A 2,500-nucleotide genomic window follows, 5' to 3' on the forward strand; every position below is an offset into this window, starting at 1 on the left:
GGAGGCACAAAAACGCCGCCGCGGGTTGAGCCGGGCGGTTTTGACACATGGGATGGTTGGTTGCGGGGACAGGATTTGAACCTGTGACCTTCAGGTTATGAGCCTGACGAGCTACCGGGCTGCTCCACCCCGCGTCACCGTGTTTGTGTCCTTTGGGGAAACACGAACGCCTCCGCGTTGTGGCGGAGGCGACGGTGTGTCCTTTGTGGACGACGTTATGAATGGGTTCGTGTTGTTCGTGACGTGTGTGCACCGGCTTCAATGCCTGGCGACGACCTACTCTTCCATCGCTTAGGCGATAGTACCATTGGCGCGGTCGGGTTTCACGGCCGAGTTCGGGATGGGATCGGGTGGGACACCGACGCTATGGTCACCAGGCAATGAAGCAGGTGCACACCCCGCGGCGCATGCGCGCTGCGGGTGTCGTGAACGGTTCTAAAATCGATGCACTTTTGTGTGTTGTTTCTGGCGTCGACTTGATCATCCGACCGCTGGCGACAGCCAGGGCTGTCGTTGATGGTGGAACTCTCAAGCGCGAATAGGACGATTAGTATCGGTTAGCTCCATGCGTTACCGCACTTCCACATCCGATCTATCAAGGTCGTGGTCTTCGACCGTCCTGTGAAATCTTATCTCGAGGGAGGCTTCCCGCTTAGATGCTTTCAGCGGTTATCCCGTCCGTACATAGCTACCCTGCTGCGCCGTTGGCACGACGACAGGTACACCAGAGGTACGTTCAACCCGGTCCTCTCGTACTAGGGTCAACTCCTCTCAAATTTCGACGCCCACGGCAGATAGGGACCAAACTGTCTCGCGACGTTCTGAACCCAGCTCACGTACCACTTTAATTGGCGAACAGCCAAACCCTTGGGACCTGCTCCAGCCCCAGGATGTGATGAGCCGACATCGAGGTGCCAAACAACCCCGTCGATATGAGCTCTTGGGGGTTATCAGCCTGTTATCCCCGGCGTACCTTTTATCCGTTGAGCGATGGCCCTTCCACGAGGGACCACCGGATCACTATGACCGACTTTCGTCTCTGCTCGACTTGTCAGTCTCGCAGTCAGGCGGGCTTATGCCATTGCACTCTAACAGCCGGTTTCCAACCGGCCTGAGCCCACCATCGCGCGCCTCCGTTACTCTTTAGGAGGCGACCGCCCCAGTCAAACTACCCGCCACAGAGGGTCCCTGTTCCGGCTTACGGAACGAGGTTAGACATCAGAAAACAACAGGGTGGTATTTCACCTATGGCTCCACCAAGGCTGGCGCCCTGGCTTCAAAGCCTCCCACCTATGCTACACAGTTCTTTCCTAATGCCACTCTGAAGCTGCAGTAAAGGTGCACGGGGTCTTTCCGTCTAACCGCGGGTACTCCGCATCTTCACGGAGAATTCAATTTCGCTGAGCATGTCCTGGAGACAGTGGGGAAGTCGTTACGCCATTCGTGCAGGTCGGAACTTACCCGACAAGGAATTTCGCTACCTTAGGACCGTTATAGTTACGGCCGCCGTTTACCTGGGCTTCAATTCAGAGCTTGCACTCCTCCTCTTAACCTTCAGGCACCGGGCAGGCGTCAGGCCCTATACGTCGTCTTGAAGCCGACTTAGCAGAGCCCTGTGTTTTTGCTAAACAGTCGCTACCCCCTGGCCTGTGCCCCCCATAAAAGCTTGCGCTCATATGGGGCCTCCTTCTTCCGAAGGTACGGAGGCAATTTGCCGAGTTCCTTCAGGACACTTCTCTCAAGCGCCTTGGTATACTCTACCTGACCACCTGTGTCGGTTTCGGGTACGGTCTATACGGTGGGGCTATTTCCCGGGACAGTTTCGAAGCACGTCCAATCCGTTAAGGACGTACAACACACACCATCCGTCACACACCACCAGGCTGCGGAATATTAACCGCATTCCCATCGACTACCCCCTTCGGGCTCGTCTTAGGGGCCGGCTCACCCTGCGCGGATTAGCCTTGCGCAGGAACCCTTGGTCTTTCGGCGAGAGGGCATCTCACCCTCTTTATCGCTACTCATGTCTGCATTCGCACTTCCGATACCTCCACGACCCATTACCAGATCGCTTCGCAGGCTTACGGAACGCTCCGCTACCGCGTGGATAAATCCACACCCTAAGCTTCGGTGCACGTCTTTAGCCCCGTTACATCTTCGCCGCAGGAACCCTTGTTTAGACCAGTGAGCTGTTACGCTTTCTTTAAAGGATGGCTGCTTCTAAGCCAACCTCCTGGTTGTTTTGGGATTCCCACATGCTTTCCCACTTAGACGTGACTTGGGGACCTTAGCTGTAGGTCAGGGCTGTTTCCCTTTTGACGACGGACCTTAGCACCCGCCGTCTGTCTCCCGGATATCACTCCTAGGTATTCGGAGTTTGGTTAGAGTTGGTAGATCTCGCGACCCCCGCATCCATCCAGTGCTCTACCCCCTAGGGTGTCCATCCGAGGCACTACCTCAATAGTTTTCGCGGAGAACCAGCTATTTCCCGGCTTGATTG

The 2,500-nt window shown here is 56.0% G+C and carries 1 tRNA gene and 2 rRNA genes (1 of these 3 cut by a window edge); all 3 read right to left on the reverse strand.

Features of this window, described 5'->3' with window-relative positions:
• Positions 1–57: 57 nt before the first annotated feature.
• Positions 58–134, reverse strand: a tRNA-Met gene (locus SPHI_RS14550).
• Positions 135–263: 129 nt separating this feature from the next.
• Positions 264–378: ribosomal RNA gene (rrf, locus tag SPHI_RS14555) — 5S ribosomal RNA — on the reverse strand.
• 149 nt (positions 379–527) lie between these two features.
• A 23S ribosomal RNA gene (locus SPHI_RS14560) occupies positions 528–2,500 on the reverse strand (it continues 850 nt past the right edge of the window).

It is taken from the genome of Sphingomonas jeddahensis (assembly GCF_001981525.1).
GTDB classification, from domain to species: domain Bacteria; phylum Pseudomonadota; class Alphaproteobacteria; order Sphingomonadales; family Sphingomonadaceae; genus Sphingomonas; species Sphingomonas jeddahensis.